We start from the raw sequence: 23401 nt of genomic DNA, 5'->3' as shown, positions 1-23401 counted from the left end.
CCGCTACTCGCCGGTGGTTTCCTCGTTGCCCACGGCCGTTTTCTTCTGGGTTTCCAGCCACGCCATGATGTCCGCGAGCCTGATGCGGCGGTGCGTTCCGCGGTATTCGACCGGGATTTCGCCACGGTCGGTCATGTTCCGCAGGTAGGTGTGCGAGATTCCCGCGAGTTCGGCCGCCCGCGACGTCGTGAGCATTTCCTCGACACTGCTCACGGTCACCGCTTCGCCTCGGCCCAGCCTGCCAAGCAGATCGACGACGGCGTCCCTCGCCTCAGCTGGCAGTCGGTGGACCGTGCCGTCCACAAAGACGGTGATGTCGTTGCTGTCCTGGAGTGAGCGCGCCAGGTTCCGGGCGTCGTCCGCGGGCAAGCCAGGCGTCACGCGGGGAGCTATCAATGCCATGGCAGAAGCCTAGCCGCGCTCAAGGCAGTGCGGTGACGCCCTCGTGTTAGATTCACGCCTATGGTCAACTACCCTGCCAATCCGGATCCAGGCCCCGCCGTGGCTGCGGCAATCGAGCTACTGGTGCGGCAAGGCTACGACGCGACCTCCGTGGACGACCTTGCCGATGCCGCAGGAATCAGCCGGAGCACGTTTTTCCGCAAATTCGGTTCCAAAGAGGACATCGTTTTCGCCGATCACGACCGTATTCTGGCGCGAGTCCAGGAGTCGCTTTCGGGAACGACAGCGGATCCGTTACGTGCCGTCGTGGACGCTGCGCTCTTGGTCTTTGGGCACCATGTGGGCAATCGGAAAACCTCTCTGGCCCGCTACGAACTCCTGCATCAAGTGCCAGCCCTTCGTGATCGTGAACTGGTCATGACACATCGCTATCAGCGGGCTTTTCGGAATCATCTCCTTTCTGCGCTGCCGGAGGGCGAAAGCCGGGAGGTCACGGCTGTGGCCTTTGCTGCATCGGTAGTTGCGGTGCACAATAGCGTGCTGCGCCAATGGCTGCGGGCTATTGCTGCTAGCGAACGCATCGAGCGCGGCGAACGTGCCGAGCGCGGCGAGCGTGCCGAGCGCGAGGCGCGGGAAGCCGAAGCCCAAGAGCTGGCCGCCCGGCTCGGACGTGAATTGGGTACTTTGGCCGACACCTTCGTCAGGGTTTCCGCCGGCGAGGCGAGTGGTGAGGCCGCCGGTGGGCCATCCGCGGAAAGCGCCCGTCCCGCCGTCGTGGTTGCTGTCCTGGATCCGACAGCGGGTACGGAACAGATCCTTCAGGCAGTCCGCGACGCCTTGGCCTAGCTCTTGTCGGCCCCGGCGTCGGATTCTGCTGGATCATTCGGGTGTCCACTCAAAACAACCCCGTGTTTTCGCGGCCTGCCCGTGAGCGGGGGCGGAATGATCCAGCAGAATCTCTCTCTGACACCGAGTTCCTTGACATGGAACTCAGTGTCAGCGCATGCTGGGAGTCGCAGATCGAACCCCAGAGCGAGGATCCCCCCATGACGACGATGTCCGATAGCACCTCCGAAGAACTGGATGCCGTTTTCCCGGCGGGCGCTGGTTTCCCGGCGGGCACCATGGAGCCCGAGTACGTTCTGAATGAATCCCTGGACCCGGACCCTGCCTCCGTTTTCAAGGACATCAGCGGCGAAGACCGTGCCTATTGGGACCGTGCGCGGACCTTTGTCCAGGACGAGGTGCTCCCGGTCATCGCGGGGTACTGGGAACGCGCGGAGTATCCGCTGCACCTGGTGAAGCGCCTGGGTGAACTTGACCTGCTGCGCGACGGAATCAACGTCGACGGGTTCCCGGCCATGAGCAAAACCGCCGCCGGATTGGTCACCATGGAACTGAGCCGCGGCGACGGTTCCATCGGCACGGTGGTTGCGGTCCAGGGCGGCTTGGCTCTGCGGTCCGTGGCCGAATGCGGTTCTCTCGAGCAGCAGACCCGCTGGCTTCCCGCGCTTTCCCGAGCCGAGGAATACGGCGCCTTCGCCTTGACCGAGCCGGCGCACGGCTCCGACTCGGTGGGACTCGAGACGACTGCGACGGCCGTCGAAGGCGGTTACGTGCTCAACGGTGAAAAGAAATGGATCGGCAACGGCTCGATCGGCGGCCTGACCGTGGTCTGGGCTCGTGGCGACGACGGGCAAGTTCACGGATACCTTGTCCCGCAGGATTCCCCCGGATACTCAGCTACGACCATTGAAGGCAAGCTGTCACTCCGGGCCATCTGGCAGGCACACATCCGCCTTGAGAATGTCTTCGTCCCGGTGGAAAACGTGCTCCCGGGTGCCCGGAGTTTCAAGGACACGGCCCGGGTGCTCTTGGCGACCCGGCTCGGAGTGGCCTGGTCCGCCGTCGGGCATGCCACCGCCTGCTACGAAACCGCGGTGCAGTACGCTGCCCAACGCCGGCAGTTCGGCCGCCCGCTGGCCGCTTCGCAGATTGTGCAGGAGCGTCTTGCCCGCATGCATTCCGAGCTCGCCACCATGCAGCTCATGGTCATGCAGATGGCCAAGCTGGACGAAGAGGGCGTGCTGACTCCCGCGCAGGCGGCCCTCGCGAAGTTCACGTGCACCCGCACTGCCCGCAGTATCGCCTCCAACGCGCGCGACCTGCTCGGTGGCAACGGGATCTTGTTGGCCAACCGCGTGGCCCGGCACTTCGCCGACATAGAGGGCATCCATACCTATGAAGGCACAGAGACCGTGCAAGCGTTGATTATCGGACGCTCGATTACAGGTATCTCCGCCTTCGCCTAAGCGGGGTCCCCCAGCCCCCGGCCGCACCCCCAGAAACGCTCGCTCACCTATGTGGCCAAAATTCCGGACGCTCGCTCAGATATGAGCCCAATCGACATAACGCTCGCTCAGATCAGTGCGGACGCTGGGGCCATGCAGGTCACTCCACCACGGCGATCGCGAAGCCGCCCCACGCCCGCTTCTTCTTGGTTTCGCGGCCAAGCCCACGCTGTTCGAGGAGCGCCAACCCGCCGGATCGGAGAAGTTCGGTGAGGCGCTCCCGCGACGGCGGTGTCCTGTCCACGCCGAACTTCAACGGTTCGCCCGCTGCTTTGGCCGCCGCCCTCCCGAATCGCCAGTACGGCGTACTCGACTCAAGGGTCTCGGTTGTGAAGTAGTCGAACGCGAGCATGCTGCCCTTGGCGCAACTCGCGACCTTGCGCAGCGTGTCCTCGATCGCTTCCCGGTCGAGGTACATCGTGACGCCTTCCCAGAGGAAAAGCGCCGGGCGCCCGAGGTCGAAACCGGCGTCCACGAGTTCGGCGAGCCAATCATCCTTCTCGAAGTCCGCGGGCACGAACGCGACCTTGCGCACGTCGATTCCTGCCTTGTCCAGTATGTCGCGCTTGACCGCCTGCGTTTTCGGGGCATCTACCTCGAAGGAGTTGACGCGCGTGTCCCGCGGGAGGCGGTACGGGCGGGTGTCGAAGCCGGCGCCAAGGATGACCAACTGGTCGATCCCGGGAAGGGCGCGCTCCACCGCCTTGTCGAAGAACGTGACCCTGGCCGACGCCTCCGCTTGTGGAGGTATATCACCTTCGAAGGGGTACCGGAAGGTCTTCGGGACGAAGCCGGTGACGCGGTGCGCGAAGACCGTCGGCCAGAATGCCAGCCGCATGCCCAGCCAAGGAACGCCGGGCAGCAGGGGCAACAGCCGGTTCGCGGCTTGGTCTTCGCGCACGCCGAAATTGTGCATCGCCCACCTGGCGGAGAGCGGAGCCTGCGCGCTGGTCGACACCCCTGAAGGCCTCGCGGCCAGAAGCTTCCCCACCCAGATCGCATAGCCGAGTAGCGCGAACGGAAACAGCACAATGCTGAGCGCATAAAAGGCGACGGCGGCATTTGGCTTGCGCATTTCCAGCCCCTTTCGCTGGCGGGAAGCCACCATATGTGAGCGAGCGTCTGGCGGGAAGCCACCATATGTGAGCGAGCGTCGGGCGGGAGGGCGTCATATGTGAGCGAGCGTCGGGCGGGAGGGCGTCATATGTGAGCGAGCGTCGGGTGGGTGGAACCCGGGGGCGCCTACTCCGCGTCGAGGTCCGTTTCCAGCAGCGTCACCAGGGAATCCAGGGCAGCGTCGGCGCCGTCGCCCTCCGCGCGAAGCACCACGACGTCGCCCTTTGCCGCACCAAGCGTCATGAGCGAAAGGATGCTGGCGGCGTCGAGCGCGTCGTCGGCAGGGGCTCCGGGCATCGCGATGGTGACCTCCACAGGCTGCTCGGAAGCGGCTTCAGCGAAGATCGCCGCTGGACGGGCGTGCAGTCCGGAGCGGCTGGCGATGGTGGCGGTGCGTTCGGGCATGGTTTCTCCTTGTATTCAGGTAGGGCGGTACAGCTGGGCTTAGAGCCCGAGTTCCTCGAGGATCGGCAGTTTGGCGCGGACCCAGGCCTTTGCATCGAGCGCGTCGGGTGCGCTGAGGGCCAGCCGAGCCAGCTCTTGCGCCTGTTCCAACGTCACCGTCTTGAGCACGGTTCCGACGGCAGCCAGCGAGCGGGCGGTCATGGACAGTGTGGACACGCCCAGCCCAACGAGCACGACGGCGAGGGCCGGGTCCGCGGCCGCTTCACCGCAGACGCCAACGGGTTTGCCGTTGCCCTCTTCCGCCGAGCCCGCCACCGTCAGCTGGACGAGGCGCAGAACGGCAGGCTGCCATGGGGTGTTGAGTTCGGCGAGGGGGCCGAGTTGCCGGTCGGCGGCCATGGCGTACTGCGTGAGGTCGTTGGTGCCGAGCGACGCGAAGGCCACGTGGCGCAGGACGGACGCAGAGGTCAATGCCGCCGAGGGAACTTCCACCATCACGCCCGGTGTCTTGATTCCCGCGGCGCCACACAGCGAGGCGAAACGGGCTGCCTCGGCTGGCGTCGAGATCATGGGCGCCATGACCCACACTTCAGCTTCTGATTCGTCGGCCGCTATGGCGATGGCCTCGAGCTGGCGTTCCAAAACGCCGGGCGTGGTGAAGTCGGTGCGGTAGCCGCGCACACCGAGTGCCGGGTTGGGTTCGGTGGCGTCCGTGAGGAAGGGGAGGGGCTTGTCGGCGCCGGCGTCGAGGGTCCGGAGCACCACTTTCTTGCCCGGGAAGGCGTCGAATACGCCCCTGTACGCGGCGGCCTGTTCCAGCACAGTCGGTTCGGTGTCGCGTTCCAGGAAACAAAATTCGGTGCGGAAAAGGCCCACGCCCTGGGCGCCCAGCGCAGCGGCCGCGGCAGCGTCTTTGGCGCCGCCGACGTTGGCGAGGAGAGGCACCAAGTGACCGTCCGCCGTCGTGCCCTTTCCATCAAAAACCGCCAGAGTGGCGCTATTTTCGACCCATGCGAGGGCGGCCGCGCGCTGCTCTTCGGAGGGCTCGAGGGAGAGTGAGCCTGCAGCGCCATCCACAAAGACTTCGGCGCCGTCAGGAATTTCGTCCACTCCGCGGGCCGCGACGACGGCGGGCAAGCCGAGCGAGCGCGCGATGATCGCCGTATGGGACTGCGGTCCGCCGCCCGAGGTGACCAGTGCTGTCACGATCGCGGGGTCCAGCGTTGCGGTGTCGGCGGGAGCGAGGTCTTCGGCCACCAGGATGAACGGAGTGTCCGACGCCGGGATCCCCGGGGCGGGGACTCCGCGGAGTTCAGCGACGATCCGGGCGCGTACGTCCAGGACGTCGGTGGCGCGCTCGGCCATGTATCCGCCCAGGTTGTGGAGCATTTCGGACACGGAGGCGCCGGCTTCCCAGATGGCCCGTTCGGCGGAGCTCCCGTTGTTGTTGATGAGCTTGGTGGCCGACTTCAGGAGCATGGTGTCCTTGGCCATCAGCGCGGTGGCTTCCAGCACGGCCTTACCGTCTCCGCTGGCTTTGTCCGCGCGTGCTTTGAGTTCGTCGTGGACCGATTGGGCCGCCGCTTTCAGTCCGACGACGGCGTCTTCCGCAGTGGTGGAAGCGGCTAGCTGCTCGCCCGACGGCGGCTCGCTGACCGGTTTGGGCATCTGACGGATAGTGCCAATGACGCGGCCAGGGCTGACGCCTACTCCTTGGAAATTCTGCACTGAAATCCTCTGTTCCTGCTCTCGGATCGGACCCACCGGCTGCGGCGCCTCGGGGTCCGAAAAAATCTCCTGTGACTCACTTCATATAGCGTTGCTATAGGTGCTAGGGTAGCGGCTATGAGTTTCGATGACCAGCTTCCGCCCAAAACTCGGCTGCTCCGTGCAGCTGCCGAGTTGCTGGCGAATTCGGACGGGTCGCCGGTCTCTACGCGCCAAATCACCAAACTTGCCGGCGTCACGGCGCCCACGCTTTACCACCACTTCGGCGACAAGGAGGGGCTGTTCGACGCCGTCGTTGCAGCCGGCTTCGAGGAGTACGTGGCGGGAGAGCGGGACTTCGCACCCTCTGGGGAACCCCTGGAGGACGTCCGACGGATGTGGGACAACCACGTCGAGTTCGGGCTTACCCAACCGCACCTTTACCTGGTGATGTTCGGCAACATCCGTCCGGAAAGCAGGCCGGCCATCGTGGCTGATGCCGAGTCGCTCCTGGAGGAGATGCTGAGCAAGGCGGCCATTGCCGGGCAGATCAATGTACCTCCGCGTGAGGCGGCCAGGAGCATCCTGGCGGCCAACGTTGGCGTCACGCTCATGCTCATTGCAGAGCCTTTGGAAGACCGGAGCCTCGAGCTCTCCACCATGACCCGGGATTCCATGATTTTCGCCGTGTCCACGGAAACAGCCCGTGGCGCCGCAGCAGACGACTCCGGCAAGTCGTCCGTTGTTGTTGCGGCAATCGCGCTGAATGCGGCACTCCAAGCCTCGCATTCAGACCAGCTATCCAGTTCGGAACTGAAGCTTTTCCTTGAATGGCTTCACCGAATCTCCAGCAGCTCCTAGAGCTGTCCTCCTTCGATACATATCGACTGATCCCGCACTGATGCGGGACTCCCGTTAGGAATTCACAGATGGCAACAGCGTCCGTTGCGAAACCGCGCACCAGCCTGCGCGTTGGTGTCCAAAAGTTCGGAACTTTCCTCTCCGGCATGATCATGCCCAACATCGGGGCCTTTATTGCATGGGGCATCATTACCGCCCTGTTCATCAAGACTGGCTGGCTGCCTGTCCCCGAACTCGGTGGATTCGGCAACAGCGCCGCTGGTACACCGAACGTGGGACTTGTCGGCCCCATGATTACCTATCTGCTGCCGTTGCTCATCGCGTATACGGGCGGCAAAGCTGTACACGGAGTGCGCGGCGGCGTTGTTGGGGCCATCGGCACTATGGGCGTGATCGTCGGCGCCGGTATTCCGATGTTTATCGGTGCGATGATCATGGGCCCTCTCGGCGGGTGGACGATGAAGAAGATCGACTCCATCTGGGATGGCAAGATCCGTCCGGGCTTCGAGATGCTGGTGAACAACTTCTCCGCAGGTATTTGGGGCGCTCTTTTGGCCATGTTTGGCTTTTTCGGAATCTCGCCTGTGGTTCAGGCCTTCAGCACGGCGGCGGGTAATTTCGTCCAGTTCCTGGTGCACAACGGACTTCTGCCGCTGACGAGCATCTTCATCGAACCCGCCAAGGTACTGTTCCTCAACAACGCCATTAACCACGGGGTGCTGACGCCTTTGGGGATCCAGCAGTCGCTCGACCAGGGCAAGTCCATCCTGTTCCTGCTTGAGGCCAACCCTGGCCCGGGAGCCGGAATTCTCCTCGCCTATATTTTCTTTGGACGCGGAGTGGCGAAGGCCTCGGCGCCCGGCGCTTTGATCATCCAGTTCCTTGGCGGAATCCATGAGATCTACTTCCCGTACGTCCTGATGCGCCCGCTGCTGATCCTCGGAGCTATCGCCGGAGGCATGACAGGCATTGCGACGCTTTCAGTCACCAACTCCGGCCTCGTGGCTCCGGCAGCCCCGGGATCCATTTTCGCAGTCATTGCCCAGACCTCCCGAGACAGCTACGTGGGCGTCATTTTGTCGGTCATCTTGGCGGCAACGGTATCGTTCCTCGTCTCCTCGTTGATTCTCCGCACCACGCATCACAGCGACGAGACTGACTTGGGCCAGGCAACGTCCAAGATGGAAGAGCTCAAGGGCAAGAAGAGTTCCGTTTCCTCCGCCCTCTTGGGCGCCGGTGGCGGTACCGCCGTCTTGACCCGTCCTATCCAGAACATCGTGTTCGCGTGCGACGCCGGCATGGGTTCCAGCGCGATGGGTGCCTCGGTGCTGCGCAACAAGATCAAGGCAGCCGGTTTCCCGGACGTCAAGGTCACCAATGCGGCCATTGCCAACCTCAGCGACACCTACGACGTCGTGGTCACACACCAGGACCTGACAGAACGCGCCCGGCCGGTCACCTCCAGTGCCGTGCACGTCTCCGTGGACAACTTCATGAACAGTCCCCGGTACGAGGAGATTGTGGAACTGGTCAAGAGCAGCAACGCCGGATCCGGCGCTGAGGGCTCGACGACGGTTGCCGAACCGGCTGCTGGTGCCGAGGCCGCCCAGGCGGCCACCACCGTCGGGGGCAAGGATGTCCTGCTCCCCGAAAGCGTGATCCTCAACGGAACCGCGACAGACCGTGACGGGGCCATAGACGAGGCAGGCAAGCTCCTACTGGACCGCGGCTCCGTAGACATGGGCTACATTCACGCCATGCATGAGCGCGAGGAATCCGTGTCTACCTACATGGGCAGCTTCCTGGCCATCCCGCACGGCACCAACGCTGCCAAGAACCACATCCTGCACTCCGGTGTGTCGATTATCCGCTACCCCGAGGGCATCGACTGGGGCGGCAAGCAGGTCAAGTTCGTCGTCGGCGTCGCCGGCATCAACAACGAGCACCTCCACATCCTGTCCTCCATCGCCAAGATCTTCACGGACAAGGCGCAAGTGGCCCAGCTTGAGCAGGCCACGTCGGTGCAGGAAGTGCTGGATCTGTTCGGAAAGGTCAACGCATAGTGAAGGCAGTCCATTTCGGGGCAGGGAACATCGGACGAGGATTCGTCGGCTTGCTGCTGCACGAGGCTGGATATGAGGTGGTATTCGCCGATGTCGCGGATGCCTTGATCAGCCAGCTCGCCTCAGCGTCCTCCTACGAGGTCCACGAGGTTGGCGAAAACGCGGCGGTCAAGACCGTGTCCGGTTTCCGGGCCCTGAATTCGGGCACCGAAGAGGTTGCCGTCGTCGCGGAAATCGCGACGGCGGACCTCGTCACCACGGCGGTGGGGCCGCACATCCTCAAGTTCGTGGCACCCGTGATTGCCAAGGGGGCGGCCGCGCGGTCCCATAGTAAGTCGTTGGCTCCGCTCCAGGTCATGGCCTGCGAGAACGCGATCAATGCCACGGACCTCCTGCATTCCGAAGTGGAAGCCGCTTGGGACGGCGCGGCGGGTGACCTTTCCTCCGTTGCTGTGTTTGCGAATACCGCGGTGGACCGGATCGTCCCCAACCAGGCGCCGGGCCAAGGCCTGGACGTCACTGTGGAGACCTTTTACGAGTGGGTCATCGACCGCACTCCGTTTGCGGGTGCGGCGCCGGTGATCCCGGGCGCGACCTTCGTGGACGAGCTCGGTCCCTATATCGAACGGAAACTGTTCACGGTCAACACGGGCCACGCCTCGGCAGCGTACTTCGGCTATGGCGCCGGCTTGGAGAAGATCTCCGATGCGATGGCCGACGCCTCCGTGGCCGCTCGAGTGCGGGCCGTGTTGGAGGAAACCAAGCAGCTTCTCGTGGCCAAACACGGCTTCGTCGAGGCTGAGCAGGAGGCGTACGTGCAGAAGATCCTGTCCCGCTTCACCAATCCGTACCTGCCGGACACCGTGAGCCGGGTGGGCCGTGCTCCGCTCCGTAAGTTGGGCCGGCACGAACGGTTCATCGGCCCGGCTGCGGAACTTGCCGAGCGCGGAGTTACTCCTGTTGCCTTGCTCGACGCGATGTCCGCTGCCCTGCGTTTCGACGACGGAGCAGATGACGAAGCCGTGGAGCTCGCCCGGATGCTCGCCGAGATGGACGCCGCCGAGGCGGTTGAGCGCATCACGGACCTGCCGCCGTCGCACCCGTTGTTCCCTCAGGTGCGGAAGCTGATCGAAGACCGCAAGTCCGAGTCGTAGACTCGGCAACGCTCGCTCAGATATGCGGGCTTCTTCCCGAACGCTCGCTCACCCTCCTTCACTTGATATGCAGGAGGGTGAGCGTTTTGGGCTGTAAAGGTAAGCGAGCGTCAACTAGTTGCTGAGTTCTTCCGAGGCCGTTCGTCCGGCGGCCTGGACGCGCCGAAGGAAGTCGGTAATGACGGCGATTCCAGCGTCGTCGTAGTCTGCACAGATGGTGTCCATGAGGCTGTTCATTCCCGAGTAGAGGCGGAACATCTCGGCGTTTCTGTCGGGAAGAACCCGGATTACCACGGCGCGCCGGTCCGAGGGATCGCGGTCCCGCGCAATCCAGCCTCCGCGTTCAAGCCGGTCGAGGATGCCTGTCATGGTGGCCGGGTGCAGGCCCGTGTGTTTGGCCAACATGCTCGGGCTGAGCGGCCCGCGGCTCGAGATCAGATCAAGGCAATCAAGGTCAACGTCCTTCAGCTCGGCTTGGGTGCCGATCTGGTGATTGAGCACGGACAGTTGGACGCGCACGCCGCGAAGCTCGGCTTTGAGCTGAGCAACAGCACGCCGCCGAAGGCGCGGAGTTGCGGCTTCTTGATTTGATATGAAACTCATATGATATCGTTTCTGTATTGTATGGTTTTCCTAGGACAAGAGTACCGGAGGCCGCATCACATGAAGATCGCAGTATTCGGGGCAAACGGCCCCACCGGAAGGATTCTCACCGCGCAAGCGCTCGACGCCGGACACGTCGTCACCGCTGTTACGCGCAGGCCGCACGAATTCCCGCTATCCGCACCCGGCCTAAGCGTGGTCGGCGCCGATGTTTACAACTTCGAGGACGTGAGCGCCGTCGTCGAAGCAAAGGATGCTGTTCTCTCAACCCTCGGTGTTCCATACAGCCGCCAGCCGATCACGGTCTATTCAGTGGGCACCGGCAACATCATCCGGGCAATGGGCAGCCACCGCGTCCGCCGGCTGGTTTGCGTGAGCTCCAGCGCCACGGACACTACGGCTGGCCCGCATGGCGGGTTCCTCTTCGAGAAAGTGCTGCAGCCCCTCGTTACCAAGCTGCTGGGGAAGACCCTGTACGAGGACATGCGGCGAATGGAGTCGGCCGTCGCCGCCAGCGGCCTGGATTGGACAATCATGCGGCCTTCCGGCCTTTTCGAGACCGATTCCGTCACCGAATACAAGATGGCCGTTGACTACATAGATGGTACTTTCACGTCGCGGGCCGACCTTGCGGACTCCATGCTGAGGCAACTCACTTCGGACGAGTTCGTGCGCAAGAACGTCGCAGTTGCAACTTTTTCGCAGAAGCCGAGCCTCATTCAGCTACTTATCCGTGAGGCCAGCAGCAAGAAGGCCGCGCCGGACAGCGTCCCCGAGGGTAGGCGGTCATGAACGAAACCCTTCTTCACATGATGTGAAGAAGGGTTTCGGTTTTTGCCCCTATATGTGAGCGAGCGTCTTAGGAATTGCCGCTATATGTGAGCGAGCGTCTTAGCGGGCTGAAGTCCCGACGACGACGGCGGCCGTTTCGGTTTCGGCCATGGCTTTCCACTCGGCCACGCGGGCCTGGTGCAGCGGCGACTTACGGACCAGGGCGTAGGCCACGGCGAGGACGGCGAACCAGATGGGCGTTACGAGCAGGGCCGTGAGGGTGTCCGGCTGCGTCGTCAGCGCCCAGACCAGGAAGCCGAAGAAGGCGAAGACCACCCACACCATCACGATCCCGCCGGGCATCTTGAACGTCGATGCTTCGTGCAGGTGGGGCCGGCGCTTCCGGAAGACGAGGTAGCTGGCCAGGATGATGGACCAGACGAACATGAAGCAGACGGCGGACACGGTGGTGACCATGTCGAAGGCTGCTCCGATGTCCTTGCCCGCATAGAGCAGTGCGACGCCGCCAAGGAGCAGCACGCAGGACAGGAACAGGGCGTTCTGCGGAACCTTGCGGCTGGAAAGGCGGCCGAACAACTTGGGGGCATCGCCGTCGTTCGCCAGGCCAAACACCATGCGCGAGGTCGAGTAGATACCGGAGTTGGCCGAGGACATGGCGGAGGTCAGGACCACGAGGTTCACCACGGTGGCCGCGATGCCAAGGCCGGCCAGGGAGAACATGGCGATGAACGGGCTGTGGCCGGCTTTGAACTCGGTCCACGGGATGACGGACATCAGGATGATGAGGGCTCCGACGTAGAACAGCATGACGCGGACCGGGATGGCGTTGATGGCGCGGGGCAGGTTGTGCTCCGGGTTCTTGGTCTCGGCCGCAGCCGTGCCCACCAGTTCGATGCCCACGAAGGCGAAGACCGCGATCTGGAAGCCGGCAACGAACCCCATGAATTCCTTGGGGAAGAATCCGCCATGGCTCCAGAGATTGGTGAAGCTGGCGGCTCCGGCGTCGGACTTGAAGCCGGTGGAGATCATCACGATACCCACGATGATCAAAGCGGCGATGGCAACGATCTTGATGAGGGCGAACCAGAACTCGGTCTCGCCGAAGGCCTTCACTGTGGGGAGGTTGAGCAACAGCAGGATGGCGATGGTCGCGAGGCCCGGAATCCAGAGCGGCACCCCCGGCCAGAGCTCATTGGCGTAGCCCGCGATGGCGATGACATCGGCCACGCCCGTTACGACCCAGCAGAACCAATAGGTCCAACCGGTGAAGAAGCCTGCCCAGGGACCAAGGAGGTCGCCGGCGAAGTCGCTGAAGGACTTGTAGTTCAGGTTGGACAGCAGGAGCTGGCCCATGGCGCGCATGACGAAGAACAACATGAAGCCGATGATCATGTACACAAAGATCACGGATGGTCCGGCGACGGAGATGGTCTTTCCGGAGCCCATGAACAGGCCTGTGCCGATGGCGCCGCCGATGGCAAGCAACTGGATGTGGCGGTTGCTCAGTGAGCGCGCCAGATGCGGCTCGCTGTCTTTGCTGGAGGCAGTGCGGTGCCCCGTAGTTGTCTGGTCAGACATATCTGCATCCTTCGAGTGATTCGCCGCAATGGTGACGTGGCTAACAAATCTGCTAGTCCAAAGTAACTCGAACCATCCAAGAAATTGTGATTGAACGTTTCACTCAGAATTCATGAAGTCTCGCAGAACCGATGCGGCCAAGTAGTCTCCGCGTGTGTCAGGCTGGTGTTATGAGTCACGCAAATCCTGGAGTGAAGCCGCTGTTGAGCATGGTTCTGGACGAAGGGGTCTTCACGCTTCGCCGGGCCCACTGGGAGGACTTGCCCGCCATTCTGAGATTGCTCGCCGCGGATCAGTTGGGCAGTTCCCGTGAAAATGCCGACGACGTCGGCCCCTATCTGCAGGCTTTTCAGCAGATCAACGAGGATCCAGCCCAACTGTTGGTGGTAGGCCACTTGAACGGTGCCTGCGTGGCAACTTTCCAGCTGAGTTTCATCCCGGGCTTGGCTCGGAAGGGCTCGCTGCGCTGCCAGATCGAGGCCGTGCGCGTCGCCGCTGAACTCCGCGATCATGGAGTCGGCGCGGCAATGATGCAATGGGCCATCGAAGAGGCGCGGAACCGGGGCTGCACCCTGGTCCAGCTCACCAGCGACAAGTCCCGCAAGGACGCCCACCGCTTCTACGAGCGGCTTGGCTTCGTGGCCAGTCACGAGGGAATGAAGCTGGCGCTGTAGCGACAGGCTCCCAGGCTGGAAAATGGGGCCCGCATCACTTGATATTTAGGTAGCCTAACTGTTAGGATACCTAAATATGAACACCAATCAAGCTGACGACGCGCTCCTCGCCCTCGCCCAATCATTCCGGGAAGCCTTGCGGCAGAGCGTCTATGTGATGCGTCGCCTCGATTCCGAGGAGCAACTCAGCTCGGCCCAGCTTGGCGTCCTCAAGATGGCGCTCGACGGCGGTGCCCGCGTCGGAGGGATCGCCCGGAACCTTGGCGTCAAGGTCCCCAGCGCCACGGAGCAGATCATCAAGCTTGAGCGCGCAGGCCTCGTCAAGCGCGAAGCAGACCCGGACGACTCCCGCGCCGTCCGAGTCGCCGCGACCGCGGCGGGGCGTGCCGCCGTCGAGAACGCAGACCGTCGCCGCAACGAATACATCGCGGGGATTCTCGGAACGCTGAGCCAGGCCGAACGCGACGCCGTCGAAGCCGCCCTTCCGGTGTTCGACAAGATCAACCATTCAGTCCAGAACTGAACAAGCCAAGAACTGAACAACCCAAAAACGAGGAGAGCAGTCCATGAAAGGCCAGCTCGCAGACCAACTGCAGCCAGCGGAAGAAACCCTCGAGGCCGAGAAGGCCTCGTTCCTCAAGCAGCCCAAGGCTGTGTGGGCCACGGCGATTGCCGCCGTCTTCGCCTTCATGGGCATCGGCCTGGTGGACCCGATTCTGCCGGCCATTGCCAAGAACCTCCAGGCCAGCCCGAGCCAAGTGTCGTTGCTCTTCACGAGCTACTTCCTGGTGACCGCCGTCGCGATGCTCGTGACCGGCTTCGTTTCCTCGCGGATCGGTGGCAAAAAGACACTCATGATCGGCCTGGCCCTGATTGTCGTGTTCGCCTCGCTGTCAGGCATGTCCGGAAGCGTAGGTGAGCTGGTCGGATTCCGCGCTGGTTGGGGACTTGGCAACGCCCTGTTCGTGGCTACCGCGCTTGCCGTGATTGTCGGCGTCGCGAGCGGCGGAACCGGAACCGCGATCATTCTCTACGAAGCCGCCCTTGGCCTGGGTATTTCCCTCGGCCCATTGCTCGGCGCACTTCTCGGCGGCTGGCAGTGGCGCGCACCGTTCTTTGGCACCGCGGTCCTCATGGCCGTTTCCTTTATCGCCTTGCTGGCCCTGCTGCCCAAGACCCCGACGCCGGCCACGAAGGCCCGTTTGCGTGACCCGCTCCTTGCCCTGGGCCACAAGGGCCTTCGCACCACCGCGGCCAGTGCCCTGTTTTACAACTACGGCTTCTTCACGATCTTGGCCTTCACACCCTTCATCCTCGGCATGGACGCCTACGGTATCGGTGCTGTGTTCTTCGGTTGGGGCGTGGCGGTGGCCGTGTTCTCGGTCTTCGTGGCACCCGTGCTGCAGCGTCGCTTCGGCACCACCAACGTCCTGGTCGGCACCCTCGGGGCCCTCTTGCTGGACCTCGTCGGGCTGGGACTGGCCGCGGGGCACTCGGTGACTGCCGTCGTCGTGCTTGTCATTGTGGCGGGCGCCCTACTGGGCATCAACAACACGCTCTATACCGAACTGGCGATGGAAGTTTCTGATTCGCCGCGTCCCGTGGCTTCGGCCGGCTACAACTTTGTGCGCTGGATGGGCGGCGCGCTGGCTCCGTTTGTCGCGGCACAATTGGGCGAGCACTTCGGCCCGCAGGTCCCGTTCTTCGCCGCGGCCCTTGCCCTCGCGTTCGCGATCCTCGTGGCCGCCGGCGGCCGCCGCTTCCTGAAGTCGCACGAACCGCACCTCGTGTAGGAGAGCCCAACTGCTCCCCACCGCCTCCCTCGCCTCGCAAGCTCGGCCAGGGAACCCTGGCGGCGTGGGCCCACGCAGTTGTTGTCGTTATGAGGCTTCAAAACGACAACAACTGCGAGTTACTTGGGTGCGTGACAGCCTTGGTTACTTGGGTTCTATGACCGCGAGCTCCGCGGGCTTGGAGCCCTTGGGGACGAACAAGGTGTCGGCCTGCTCGAGGGACATGCCGTTGGTTTCGGGCACCTTGAACATGACGAAGAAGAACGACGCCGCGGCGAACAGCGCGTACATGCCGTAAGTCAGCGGCAGCGAACCCGCCGCCATGATGGGGAAACTCAAGGTAATGGCGAAGTTGGCGATCCACTGGGCTGCCGCGGCCAGGCCGAGCGCGCGGGCGCGGATGCGTGAGGGGAAGATCTCTCCCAGGAGCACCCACACCAACGGTCCCCACGAAGCGCCGAAGCTCACCACGAACACGTTGGCGGCCACCAGGGCCACCGGTCCCCAGGCGCCGGTCAAGGACACCGAAGAACCCGTCCCACTGGCGGAAGAAAAGGCCAGCGCCATGGCACCCAGGGAGACGGCCATGCCAATGGACCCTGTCAGCAGGATGGGCCGGCGACCGATGCGGTCCACGAGGGCGATGGCTACGAGGGTGACTAGGATGTTGGTGATGGACGTTGCCACGGAGATGGCCAAGGAGTCTTGCTCGTGGAAGCCGACTGCTTTCCACAGGGTGGTGGAGTAGTAGAAGATCACGTTGATGCCGACGAATTGCTGCAGCACGGACAGGATGATGCCGATCCACACCACGGGCTGCAGGCCAAAGGCCTTGCCACGTAGCGAGCCCTTCTTGGTGGAGAGTTCGTCCTGCTTGATGGAGTCACGGATTTCGCGGATGTGGCGTTCGGTATCGTCGCCGGGCATCAGGGTGTCGAAGATCTTGCGTGCGGTGTCTTCCTTGCCGTTGAGGACGAGGAAGTGCGGGGATTCCGGCAGCCGGAAGGCGATCAGGCCGTAGATCGCGGCGGGCACGGCACAGGCGATGAACATCCAGCGCCAGGCCTCAATTCCGAGCCACAGATCGTGGTGGGCACTTCCCGCGGAAGTTGCCAGGACGGCGTCCGACAGCAGGGCGGCGAAAATGCCCGTGGTGATCGCCAGCTGCTGCAGCGAAGCGAGCCGGCCACGGACCTGGCGCGGCGAGATTTCCGAGATGTAGGCGGGCGCGATCACAGACGCGAGGCCGATGCCCAGTCCGCCCACCAGCCGCCAGAAAACCAAATCCCAGACGCTGAAAGCCAAGCCCGTCCCGATGGAGCTGACCAGGAAGAGGGCGGCACCAAGCTTCATGGCGGGGATACGGCCGTAGCGGTCCGCCACCTTGCCGGCAAGATACGCCCCTGCCGCGCAGCCGAGCAACGCGACCGCCACAGCGAAGCCCGTGACGGCCTCGCTCAGCATGAATTCGTCCTTCATCGCATCCACGGCGCCGTTGACCACGGAGGAGTCGAAGCCGAAGAGGAAACCGCCCACAGCTCCGGCAACGGCCAGGCCAATTACCTTGCGTGGGACGCCGGAATGGCTGTCGGAGCTGGAATTGGGCATGGCTCTCCCTTGAGGAAAATTAGTCGATTGTGCGGCGCGGTCGTCGTTGGCAGCTGGTTCCGACGGGGACGCCGGGGCACTCGCGCTACACAGTGTGGCACGCTGCCAGCGTGACTTCCAGTCAGTGACGCGCGCCGCGAGAGGCAAACGCGGCCAGCCACGCCGGACGTGTCACGCCACGCAAACTTTAGCGCCGCCGTCGGGCACTCCACAGCGCGAACACTGGAAACGACAACGGCAGGCAGTCCAAAAGACTGCCTGCCGGGACGCGGTCGAAGAGACGGGACCTAGTGCGCGGAAACGGATTCCTTCGCTGCCGCCTTCGGATCCGTCAGTTTCTTGTTCGGCAAAGCGAAGGTGATCAGGAACGCGAGGCCGGTGAGCGCCGCGGCGGTCAGCATCACGGTGTCGATCGACTGCGCGAAGCCTTCAAGGATGGGCCGTGTGAGCGCCGGGTTGGCGTGGTGCAGCCAGCTGGTGTCGTTCAGGGAATCGTTCGTGGCGCCGTTCTTGAAGAAGTCATACAGCTTGGCGTTGGCGGGATCCGCGGCAACCGCAGGATCCTTGAGCACCTTGAGGTAGTCCGCGTTGCCAATGGCGTCCTTCATGCCCGAGGCGATCTTGTCGGCTGCCAGGCTGAAGAGCATCGAGATGAACACTGCGGTTCCCACGGCGCCGCCCATGGAGCGGAAGAACGCCGCGGTGGACGTGCCCACGCCCATGTCCTTCGGCGGCACGGAGACCTGCATGGCCAACGTGAGCGGCTGCATGCAGAAGCCCAGGCCCATGCCGAAGAATACGGCGATCAGGCCGGGAACCCAGAGCCCGGTGTCCACGCCGAGGGTCAGACCCATGACGATGGCTGCGGCGGTCAGGATGCCCGTGCCGAGGATCGGGAAGATCCGGAAAACGCCCGACGCCGAGATGGTCCGTCCCGCGGTAATGGAACCGAAGAGGATACCCACCGTGAAGGTGATCATCATGAGGCCCGCCTCGGTGGGGGTGAGGCCCTTGACCAGCTGCAGGTACATCGGGAGCATGGCGATGGCCCCGAACATGCCGATGCCGATGATGAAGTTCAGCAGGGAGGACAAACCGAAGGTGATGTTCCTGAAGAGCCGCAGGGGAATCAGCGCGTAGTCGCCGGCACGCCGCTCAACCAGCAGGAACGTGACGATGCCTATGACGCCGAGGCCATAGCAGATCCACGAGTTGAGGGAGGTCCAGCCCCAGCTGCGGCCTTGTTCGGCAACGAGCAGCAGCGGAACGATTGCCAGCGTGATGGCTCCTGCGCCCCAGTAGTCGATCTTCTGCTTGACGTGCTTCGCGGGCAGGTGGAGGTAGAGGAACACTACGGCCAGTGCGGCAAGGCCTATCGGCAGGTTGATGAAGAAGACCCAGCGCCAGCCGTCGAAGCCAAGGATGTTGGACGAGCCTGCGAAGGCACCGCCGACCACGGGTCCGAGGACCGAGGAAACGCCAAAGACGGACATGAAGTAGCCCTGGTACTTGGCGCGATCCTTGAGGGCAACGATGTCGCCGATGATGGTCAGCGCGAGGGCCAGCAGACCGCCGGCGCCCATACCCTGGATGCCGCGGGCGATGGCGAGCTCGGTCATGGAGTGCACGGAACCGGCGTACAGGGAGCCGGCCAGGAAGATCAGGATCGCGGCCAGGTAGAGCGGGCGGCGGCCGAAGATGTCGCTGAGCTTGCCGTACAGCGGGGTGCTCACCGTGGAGGTGATGAGGTAGGCCGTGGTGGCCCACGCCTGCAGTGACAGGCCATCGAGGTCGTTGGCGATGGTGTAAATGGACGTAGACACGATGGTCTGGTCCAGGGAGGACAGGAACATGCCGAGCATAAGGCCCACCATGACGGTGAGCGTCTGACGGTGTGTCAGGACCTCACCGGCGGCCCGTACGGGCGTGGTTTTGGACATTGCTTCTCCAAGGGTGGGAAAAAGGGGACTAAGCAGGATAGTTGCTTTCAGTAACTATCCTAATCGCTCCTGTATTCCCTGTCTTACCCGATTGGGGAAAAAATGTCAGCGCTCCACGAGAATCCCGTCAGGATCGCAGTAGATCAGGTTGCCAGGTTCGATGTGCACTCCGTCAATCACCAAGGGGATGTCCACTTCGCCACGGCCCACTTTGGAGCTTTTCTTGGGATTGCTTCCGAGGGCCTTGACGCCCAAGGGTAGCTTCGCGATCGCCACGCGATCGCGGATGGCCCCATTGATCACGACGCCGGCCCAGCCGTTCGCGACGGCGCTCTCGGCGATCATGTCCCCCATGAGGGCTGTGCGCAGCGAGCCGTAGCCGTCCACTACCAGCACTGCACCTTCGCCAGGAGTTGCCAGGACGGTCTTTACGAGTGCATTGTCCTCAAAGCACTTGACGGTGCGAACCGGGCCGTTGAAGTGCGAGACGCCGCCGAGGTCCTGGAACTGCAGTGATATCGACTCAACTTCTTCGGCACGATCGTCGTAGAGATCGGCGGTGTTGATGGGGTTCGCTGGGCTGTTCATCGTTGATCCTCCGTGTCCGTTGCAGTTACCCTAACGTGTGCGGACTTGCCCTGGCGCGTCCGTGACTTGGCGGTTGTCCACATACGGGTCTTCATAACAGTCGGGCAGGCTCCCGCGGCGCTAGGCTGAATTCACACGTCCAGACGCTAGGGGAGCACCGTCATGAGCCTGTCCGATCTGCCCGGTTCACTGCCTGAAAGACCGGTGACGGATCCTGCTCTCGATCCTGCGCCAACACAAGGCCCGACGACGGCGCTCGCCGAGCCCGTGGATCGCGTCCGCTCGTTGTGGGTCACCGGAGTTGTGCTCGTCAATGTGGGCATCAACGCCGCCTTCTTCGGACCTATCCAGGTTTTGCTGGGGCAGCAGGCCATCCACTTTGACGAAAGCCAGAAGGAAGCCATCTTTGCGCTCGTCTCGGGATGCGGTGCTGCGGTGTCCCTCGTGGCGAACCCCATATTCGGAGCATTCAGCGACCGCACTACGTCCCGCCTTGGGCGACGGGTTCCGTGGGTGCTTTTTGGAGCCATCCTGGGCGCCGCAGCCTTGGTGGCCCTGGCGGGCGCCCCCAACGTGGCGGTCATGACTATTCTGTGGTGCCTTGTCCAGGCCGGATGTAACGGAGCCTACGCGGCCATCACAGCGGCCATTCCGGATCGAGTACCAGTGCCGCAGCGCGGCGCGGTCGGCGGCCTTGCAGCTATGGGCCAGACGGTGGGGATTCTTGCAGGCGCGGTAATCGCGTCGGTGGTTTCAGGGAACTTTGCCTTTGGCTACGTTGTGTGCGCCGCCGCGCTGCTGGCCGGCGTCGTGCTCTATCTATTCAAGAACGACGACGTGCCTCTTCTTCCGGAGGCCAGGCCGCCGTTCAAACTCTGGGCTTTCGTCAAAGGCTTTTGGATCTCGCCCGTCAAATACCCGGACTTCGCGTGGGCCTGGCTGACGAGGTTCCTGGTCAATGTCGGCAACCACCTGGTCACGTTGTACTTGCTCTTTTTCCTCAAGGATGCCGTGCACCTCGAGGAAACGCAGGGGATCAAGCCTGAGTTCGGGGTACTCATCCTCACAGGCCTCTATGCCGTCATGGTGATCATCACCAGCGTGGTGGGCGGTGCCATCAGCGACCGCATGGGCAAACGCAAACCCCTCGTCATTGTCTCGTCCGTCGTCATTTCGCTGGCTGCCCTGATTCTCGCGTTCGAACCCACGTGGACGGGAGCCATCGCGGGTGCCGCGGTGCTCGGCGTCGGCTTTGGCGCGTACCTCGCCGTCGATTTCGCCTTGATCTCCCAAGTGCTGCCCACTGCGCTGGACCGGGGACGGGATCTCGGGGTCATTAACATCGCCAACTCTTTGCCGCAAGTGATCGCGCCGGCGATTGCCTCCTTTTTCGTCGTGCTCTGGGGTGGCTACGTCTCGCTGTATGTGGCCGCGGCTGTCATAGGTTTGCTGGGCGCCGTATTCGTCGTGAAGATCAAGGGCGTGGCGTAGCCCTGCGAATCCGTTCTCAGGGAACTGACAACTTGCTGCCGTATCATTGTCAGGACGCGATCGGTCTTTGGGGGGCCGCGCAATCTCCCAGAACGAAGCCCAAACCAACAGAACGCCGGAAATGTCCGAACCGAACTCCTTGGAACCGTATTCGCTGGATCTGGCCGCGGGGTTGCCCCAAATGGCGGCTGCTCCCACCACCCCGAGACAGCTATTGCGCTACGCCCGGATACTGAAGACTGCCGCGGGATTCGCCCAGCGGCAGTTCGATACCGTGAGCCTTTCGGACGTATCCACCAGAGCCCATGTTCCGCTTGGGACGCTCTACCGCTACTTTCCGTCCACGGTCCATCTGATGCTCGCGGTCTACCGTCAGCAGCTCCGGGAACTCAATGACGCCAAGCCTGCGTCTTCGAGGTGCAGCCAGCAGGAGCTCACAGGACTCGGGATGGAGATCTTCCACATGCGGGTCATGCAACCCGCCGTCGAACACTGTCTGTCCCGCACGTGGGACACTCGCGATGGTGACATCCCCGTACTCTTGCGCGATATCGAAGTGCTCTCTGCCGAGATGGTCGCGGCCGCGATCGGCGACGCCGGGAGGGCCCGGATTCTGCTCCACGTCGTCAGTGGTCTGGTCCAGTCCGTCAACTGCCGCCGGCTCTCACTTTTCGACGCCGAGAAGGACCTCAAGAACGCCTGCAAGTTGATCGCGGACGCGTAGCTTTTCCGGGAATCAACGTAATTGGTCTAGACCACTACGAGCAAAAGTATGAGTTTATGACTGGATGTCTCTAGTCTTCCTATCAAGCCCCTGTCTACGAAGACAGGACCCAAGCGGCTAGCAGCCCATATCCGCAGGAGTTTCACAGCACGGACCAGCCACCCTTGGTCCGGCACCGAAACCTCTATACCTGCCCGAATTGTGCCGTGGGTTCACGGCTAGCCTGAGGAGACAACGACGTGTCCGTCGAAACCATCACCCCCGAACAGAACCTGACTGCCCTGGCGCTGAGCGAAGAGGAAATCTTCGCCGCCCACGAAGGTGGCAAGCTCTCCGTTTCCAGCACCGTGCCGCTTTTGAACAAGCGTGACCTTTCCATTGCCTACACCCCCGGCGTCGCCGAGGTGAGCCGCGCAATCCACGCCAACCCGGAGCTTGCCCGCACGCACACCTGGGCCGAGCGGCTCGTGGTGGTCGTCAGCGATGGCACCGCGGTCCTGGGCCTGGGCGACATCGGACCCAGCGCTTCCCTCCCGGTCATGGAAGGAAAGTCTGCGCTCTTCAAGGCGTTCGGCGACCTCGATTCCATCCCCTTGGTCCTCAACACCACCAACGTGGACGAAATCATCGAGACCCTGGTCCGCCTGCGTCCGAGCTTCGGTGCCGTGAACCTCGAAGACATCTCCGCGCCCCGCTGCTTCGAGCTCGAAGAGCGTCTCATCGAAGCCCTTGACTGCCCCGTCATGCACGATGACCAGCACGGCACCGCCGTCGTGGTTCTCGCAGCCTTGACGAACGCCGCCAAGGTGACCGGCCGTGAACTTGAGGGACTGAAAGTTGTGGTCTCCGGTGCTGGTGCCGCGGGCATCGCAGTCTCCGAGATCCTGCTGACAGCAGGCGTCAAGGACGTTGTCCTTCTGGATTCCAAGGGGATCATCAACGCCGAGCGCGCCGACCTGGTGGCTGATTCAGGCAGCGTCAAGGCCCGCTTCTCCCAGCGCACCAACCCCCGCGCCCTTTCCGGCGGACCCGCCGAGGCACTGCAGGGCGCAGACGTGTTCATCGGCGTTTCCTCTTCCAAGCTGGCCGAGGAACACTTGAAGCTCATGAACGAGAATTCGATCGTGTTCGCCCTGTCCAACCCGGACCCGGAAGTCCTGCCCGAGGTCGCCGTCAAGTACGCCGCCGTCGTGGCTACGGGCCGGAGCGACTTTCCGAACCAGATCAACAACGTCCTGGCCTTCCCCGGGATCTTCCGTGGGGCCTTGGACGCCGGTGCGCGCCGCATCACCCCGGCCATGAAGATTGCCGCGGCCCGGGCCATCGCCGCGTTGGCCGAGGAAGAGCTCTCCGCCGATTACATCGTGCCCAGCCCGCTGGATCCCCGTGTCGCTCCTGCGGTCACGGCGGCGGTTGCCGCGGCAGCCGAATAGTCCGCGCTCAACCCGAATAGCCGACGACGGCGACGCTCCCGTGCTGGGGGGCGTCGCCGTCGTTCTTTGTTCCGAAGTTCGGGATATGTGAGCGAGGGTTTGGGATTAAGTCGAGATA

General features: G+C 63.2%; 21 protein-coding genes. 12 read left to right on the top strand and 9 right to left on the bottom strand.

Going from position 1 to position 23401, the window contains the following annotated elements:
* Positions 1-3: 3 nt before the first annotated feature.
* Positions 4-402, bottom strand: coding sequence for a helix-turn-helix domain-containing protein (locus NFJ07_RS18940; protein ID WP_269996734.1), 399 nt, complete (start codon positions 400-402; stop codon positions 4-6).
* A 60-nt stretch (positions 403-462) separates the two neighbouring features.
* Here NFJ07_RS18940 and NFJ07_RS18935 point away from each other — a divergent pair, with 60 nt between their 5' ends.
* Entirely contained in the window at positions 463-1248 is a 786-nt protein-coding gene (locus NFJ07_RS18935) for a TetR/AcrR family transcriptional regulator (protein WP_269996732.1), read from the top strand.
* A 209-nt stretch (positions 1249-1457) separates the two neighbouring features.
* Entirely contained in the window at positions 1458-2714 is a 1257-nt protein-coding gene (locus NFJ07_RS18930; RefSeq protein WP_269996754.1) for an acyl-CoA dehydrogenase family protein, read from the top strand.
* A gap of 139 nt (positions 2715-2853) precedes the next feature.
* Here NFJ07_RS18930 and NFJ07_RS18925 read toward each other — a convergent pair whose 3' ends face one another.
* The 3 genes from NFJ07_RS18925 to ptsP all read right to left on the bottom strand — a co-directional run bounded on the left by NFJ07_RS18925 (position 2854) and on the right by ptsP (position 6002).
* Entirely contained in the window at positions 2854-3828 is a 975-nt protein-coding gene (locus NFJ07_RS18925; RefSeq protein WP_269996730.1) for a class I SAM-dependent methyltransferase, read from the bottom strand.
* Positions 3829-3995: 167 nt separating this feature from the next.
* Positions 3996-4274 carry an HPr family phosphocarrier protein gene (locus NFJ07_RS18920; protein WP_269996728.1) on the bottom strand — a complete coding sequence of 93 codons (279 nt, stop codon included), beginning with the start codon at positions 4272-4274 and terminating at the stop codon, positions 3996-3998.
* 39 nt (positions 4275-4313) lie between these two features.
* Positions 4314-6002 carry a phosphoenolpyruvate--protein phosphotransferase gene (gene ptsP / locus NFJ07_RS18915; protein WP_269996726.1) on the bottom strand — a complete coding sequence of 563 codons (1689 nt, stop codon included), beginning with the start codon at positions 6000-6002 and terminating at the stop codon, positions 4314-4316.
* 117 nt (positions 6003-6119) lie between these two features.
* On the opposite strand from ptsP, the gene NFJ07_RS18910 reads away from it, so the two are divergent.
* From NFJ07_RS18910 to NFJ07_RS18900, 3 genes are all read left to right on the top strand, one after another.
* Complete coding sequence (locus NFJ07_RS18910; RefSeq protein ID WP_269996724.1) at positions 6120-6842, top strand: TetR/AcrR family transcriptional regulator; 723 nt, start codon at positions 6120-6122, stop codon at positions 6840-6842.
* 68 nt (positions 6843-6910) lie between these two features.
* On the top strand, positions 6911-8905 hold the full coding sequence (locus NFJ07_RS18905; protein ID WP_269996722.1) for a PTS mannitol transporter subunit IICBA: 1995 nt from the start codon (positions 6911-6913) through the stop codon (positions 8903-8905).
* On the top strand, positions 8905-10059 hold the full coding sequence (locus tag NFJ07_RS18900; RefSeq protein WP_269996720.1) for a mannitol-1-phosphate 5-dehydrogenase: 1155 nt from the start codon (positions 8905-8907) through the stop codon (positions 10057-10059). Before NFJ07_RS18905 ends, NFJ07_RS18900 begins: the two co-directional genes overlap by 1 nt.
* A 114-nt stretch (positions 10060-10173) precedes the next feature.
* Here NFJ07_RS18900 and NFJ07_RS18895 read toward each other — a convergent pair whose 3' ends face one another.
* Positions 10174-10662, bottom strand: coding sequence for a MarR family winged helix-turn-helix transcriptional regulator (locus tag NFJ07_RS18895; RefSeq protein WP_269996718.1), 489 nt, complete (start codon positions 10660-10662; stop codon positions 10174-10176).
* Positions 10663-10722: 60 nt separating this feature from the next.
* Between NFJ07_RS18895 and NFJ07_RS18890 the strand changes: the two genes are divergently transcribed.
* Positions 10723-11454: an NAD(P)-dependent oxidoreductase gene (locus NFJ07_RS18890; protein WP_269996716.1), complete on the top strand. Its 732-nt coding sequence runs from the start codon at positions 10723-10725 to the stop codon at positions 11452-11454.
* Positions 11455-11553: 99 nt separating this feature from the next.
* Here the strand turns inward: NFJ07_RS18890 and NFJ07_RS18885 are convergent, their stop codons facing one another.
* Positions 11554-13032 carry an amino acid permease gene (locus NFJ07_RS18885; protein WP_269996715.1) on the bottom strand — a complete coding sequence of 493 codons (1479 nt, stop codon included), beginning with the start codon at positions 13030-13032 and terminating at the stop codon, positions 11554-11556.
* A gap of 170 nt (positions 13033-13202) precedes the next feature.
* Between NFJ07_RS18885 and NFJ07_RS18880 the strand changes: the two genes are divergently transcribed.
* From NFJ07_RS18880 to NFJ07_RS18870, 3 genes are all read left to right on the top strand, one after another.
* Positions 13203-13706 carry a GNAT family N-acetyltransferase gene (locus tag NFJ07_RS18880; protein WP_269996713.1) on the top strand — a complete coding sequence of 168 codons (504 nt, stop codon included), beginning with the start codon at positions 13203-13205 and terminating at the stop codon, positions 13704-13706.
* Positions 13707-13782: 76 nt separating this feature from the next.
* On the top strand, positions 13783-14229 hold the full coding sequence (locus NFJ07_RS18875; RefSeq protein WP_269996711.1) for a MarR family winged helix-turn-helix transcriptional regulator: 447 nt from the start codon (positions 13783-13785) through the stop codon (positions 14227-14229).
* A gap of 43 nt (positions 14230-14272) precedes the next feature.
* A complete protein-coding gene (locus tag NFJ07_RS18870; RefSeq protein ID WP_269996709.1) occupies positions 14273-15499 on the top strand; it encodes an MFS transporter in 1227 nt (408 codons plus the stop codon).
* A gap of 144 nt (positions 15500-15643) precedes the next feature.
* Here NFJ07_RS18870 and NFJ07_RS18865 read toward each other — a convergent pair whose 3' ends face one another.
* The 3 genes from NFJ07_RS18865 to rraA all read right to left on the bottom strand — a co-directional run bounded on the left by NFJ07_RS18865 (position 15644) and on the right by rraA (position 19635).
* Positions 15644-17107 (bottom strand): sugar porter family MFS transporter, encoded by a 1464-nt coding sequence (locus NFJ07_RS18865; protein ID WP_269996707.1) that lies wholly within the window; start codon positions 17105-17107, stop codon positions 15644-15646.
* 287 nt (positions 17108-17394) lie between these two features.
* Positions 17395-19047, bottom strand: coding sequence for an MDR family MFS transporter (locus tag NFJ07_RS18860; RefSeq protein WP_269996705.1), 1653 nt, complete (start codon positions 19045-19047; stop codon positions 17395-17397).
* A 105-nt stretch (positions 19048-19152) separates the two neighbouring features.
* Positions 19153-19635, bottom strand: a complete 483-nt coding sequence (gene rraA, locus NFJ07_RS18855; RefSeq protein ID WP_269996703.1) for a ribonuclease E activity regulator RraA — start codon at positions 19633-19635, stop codon at positions 19153-19155.
* Positions 19636-19797: 162 nt separating this feature from the next.
* On the opposite strand from rraA, the gene NFJ07_RS18850 reads away from it, so the two are divergent.
* From NFJ07_RS18850 to NFJ07_RS18840, 3 genes are all read left to right on the top strand, one after another.
* Entirely contained in the window at positions 19798-21126 is a 1329-nt protein-coding gene (locus tag NFJ07_RS18850; RefSeq protein ID WP_269996701.1) for an MFS transporter, read from the top strand.
* 121 nt (positions 21127-21247) lie between these two features.
* Positions 21248-21850, top strand: coding sequence for a TetR/AcrR family transcriptional regulator (locus NFJ07_RS18845; RefSeq protein WP_269996699.1), 603 nt, complete (start codon positions 21248-21250; stop codon positions 21848-21850).
* A gap of 239 nt (positions 21851-22089) precedes the next feature.
* Complete coding sequence (locus tag NFJ07_RS18840) at positions 22090-23283, top strand: NAD(P)-dependent malic enzyme (RefSeq protein ID WP_269996697.1); 1194 nt, start codon at positions 22090-22092, stop codon at positions 23281-23283.
* The last annotated feature ends 118 nt before the right edge of the window (positions 23284-23401 follow it).

It is taken from the genome of Arthrobacter sp. B2a2-09, assembly GCF_027587375.1.
Lineage (GTDB): Bacteria > Actinomycetota > Actinomycetes > Actinomycetales > Micrococcaceae > Arthrobacter.
Note: the sequence above shows the minus strand (reverse complement) of the source record. Positions and strands in the feature narration are given on the sequence as shown.